Genomic DNA, 2,397 nt, shown 5'->3' on the forward strand with positions numbered 1-2,397 from the left:
CGAATCCCACCGCGGCGCAAATGCCCTGAGTTGTCCCGTTGTCGCTCGCGTCCGCCTTGGGGACTCACTCTCATGCTTGACAGCGGGGTGCGCGAGTGCGAAGAATCCCGTTGCACCCGATACAACAAGCGTCATACCGTAGCCCACTAAGCCTCGATCCACCGATGAGCTTGGTGATGGTGGCGCGTAGCGCCTGAGCCGTTGAGCTGGTGGCGGGGCGCGGCTGGTCCGGCGACCTCACTGTCGGTGGTGTTCCACTGGTTCTTCCTCGGGCCCCTGCGGGGGCGGGGTGGTCAGGTCGTTGCGGCTGTTGGTGGTGGTGCGCACAGGCCGGTGAAGAGCTTGGTCCAGGCGTCTTCCCAGGGCCACCCGGTGGGCAGGTGAAGTGACAGCTTCCGAGCTGAGGAGGCGACCCGGGCCGGCACGTGAACGATCTTGCGGCGGATCGTGGCGGTGGTGGCTTTGGCCAGGGTGGTGCCGGTCAGGGTGCCTGCGGCGCGGGTGAGGTTGAACGCCATCACGGCGAGTACGAGCCAGGCCGCGTTGGCGGTGAACTTGCCCGAGGGCAGGTGGGCCAGGGCTGAGTTCTTCAGGTCGGCGTGGACTTGTTCCATCAGCGCGTGGCCGCGGTGGGTCTTGTCCGCGGTGATGGTGTCCAGGGTGCTGGTGGTGAAGAACGCGTGGAAGCGCCAGGTGTCGAACAGGGTCGGCTGGCCGGGGTGGGTGTTGAGGTCGGGGATCCGGCGCACGACGAGCCGCCCGGGTACCTGGTCGGCTTTCTTGCCGGCGGCGAACGCGGTGAACGGAACTTCGGCGACTTCGGCCCGGGAGATCCAGGTGCTGGTGGTCTCGTCGAAGATCGCGTCGGTGTACTGGATCGTGGTCCACGCGTCGTCGGGTATCGCAGCGATCGTGGTTCTGATCAACGTGTTGAGCCGGACCGTGACCGAGACCTGCGCGCCGGCGCGGACCGCAGCGCCGATGGTGCCCCGTCCGTAGAAGGCAGAGTCGGCTCGCAGCAGAACCTTGGCGCCGGCGGGATCTGTGCGCAGCTTCTTCACCGTGGCCAAAGCGTCGGCGACCAGACGTTTGGCGCCCCGAGGTGAGCCACACGACCCCTTCCGCAGGCGCTGGGCGACGATCACCGGCGCCGCGTCCCTGGTGGTCACGGTCGCGATCAGCGCGTTCAGGCCGCGGACCCCGGAGTACCCGTACCCCGAGCCCTGCTTGGCGTAGCCGTGGACCTCGATGATCGTGTCGTCCACGTCAACCAGCGCGCACTCATCAACACCGCTCACCAGGGGCGTGGCAGCGGCGAGCCCGCCCAGGAACCTGGCGGCTACCGCGTCGAGCTGGCGGACGTGGCCGAACGCGAACGCCCGCAGGAACGAGCCCAGCGTCGAGGGCGCATACGCACCGGTGAAGACCTTGCCCATCGCGCCGTGGCGCAACACCGCCATGTCGTCGATGCTGTCCGCGCCAGCGACCATCCCCGCCACCAGCGAAGCGACCTTCGAACCCGCGTTCGCGCCCTTGTCGGTGGGCACGCTCAGATGCTGATCGGCCAGCCTGCGAAGGCCTGCTGAGCGGGCCAGGGCGAGCATCGGGACCAGCCCGGCGGACGACACGAGATTCGGGTCATCGAACACTGCTGACCGCACGGGCCGATTGTGAGAAAGTTGCATCTGCAGGATGCCCTTCCGTCCGGTCGAACTGGGTCCTTAGATAAGTCCAATTCTCCCGTTACGTAAGGGCATTCTGTCGTTACGACCCGCTCACCGAGCCATACTCATCGGTGGATCGAGGCTAAGACCCCATGAACCCGTCGAATCCCCAACGTACCGACGCCCGGTGGCCGGGCCGCCGCAGCCGACCCACCTCGACCCGCACCGGAGGTCAGGCCCGGCCGGTCGTCGCCGTTATCCTGCTGATCCTGCTCGCCCTGATAGGCGGCTTCTCCGTGTTGTTCGTGTATAGCTTCCAGGGCACCTACAGCGACCCGCTCCTTTCTGATCTCGATGGCCTGGGCGAGATCGCCCATGGGCTCGTGATCGCCGCCGTGGTGTTGATCGGCGTCGCGGCTCTGGCTGTAGGCGTGGCGCGCGAAGGCACCCGGCACCACGTCGGCATCGCCGTTGGGGTCCTGGTCGGGGCCTGCCTGCTGGGCCTAGTTCTTGCGAACCATTACGGACTCGAGGCCAAGAAGGTCCTCAGCGCGACGCCGCCCGGGTGCGGCATCGCCAACACCTCCCTGAACCAGGAGTTCAGGAACATCGACCATCCGGGCTACTTCGGCAGTGGTAGCGACTCAAGGACCCACTGCACCTTGCTGCTGGGAACCAGGGACACCGCCTCCGCGCTGGCGGCGTACGACGAGCGGCTCACCATGATGGGCTA

Annotated in this window: 2 protein-coding genes; one reads left to right on the forward strand and one right to left on the reverse strand. The window is 67.0% G+C overall.

Going from position 1 to position 2,397, the window contains the following annotated elements; all coding sequences use genetic code 11:
- Positions 1-293: 293 nt before the first annotated feature.
- Positions 294-1,685 (reverse strand): IS1380 family transposase, encoded by a 1,392-nt coding sequence (locus VIM19_21095; protein HEY5187330.1) that lies wholly within the window; start codon positions 1,683-1,685, stop codon positions 294-296.
- Positions 1,686-1,816: 131 nt separating this feature from the next.
- On the opposite strand from VIM19_21095, the gene VIM19_21100 reads away from it, so the two are divergent.
- Positions 1,817-2,397 (forward strand): hypothetical protein (locus tag VIM19_21100; GenBank protein ID HEY5187331.1); only part of this gene is annotated, 581 nt, incomplete at its 3' end.

It is taken from the genome of Actinomycetes bacterium (genome assembly GCA_036510875.1).
Taxonomy (GTDB): Bacteria; Actinomycetota; Actinomycetes; order Prado026; family Prado026; genus DATCDE01.